Below are 218 nucleotides of genomic sequence, written 5' to 3'. Positions count from 1 at the left end.
AAATGTGCTTAAAGATGGTGGAGCTATGCGGGATCGAACCGCAGACCTCCTGCGTGCAAGGCAGGCGCTCTCCCAGCTGAGCTATAGCCCCATCAGGTGTCGATACTGTGTGCCAATTCCTTGGGAAGGGAATTGGTGGGTCTGAGTGGACTCGAACCACCGACCTCTCGCTTATCAGGCGAACGCTCTAACCACCTGAGCTACAGACCCAGTATCGT

General features: G+C 55.5%; 2 tRNA genes. Both read right to left on the bottom strand.

The window, feature by feature from the left end:
• Positions 1-15 precede the first annotated feature (15 nt).
• Positions 16-91 (bottom strand) — tRNA-Ala (locus RH86_RS02150).
• A 42-nt stretch (positions 92-133) separates the two neighbouring features.
• Positions 134-210: transfer RNA gene (locus tag RH86_RS02145), tRNA-Ile, on the bottom strand.
• Positions 211-218: the final 8 nt, after the last annotated feature.

It is taken from the genome of Vibrio sp. N418 (assembly GCF_000222565.1).
Taxonomy (GTDB): domain Bacteria; phylum Pseudomonadota; class Gammaproteobacteria; order Enterobacterales; family Vibrionaceae; genus Vibrio; species Vibrio scophthalmi.
The sequence above is the reverse complement of the archived record's forward strand: the minus strand, read 5'-3'. Positions and strand labels throughout refer to the sequence as shown.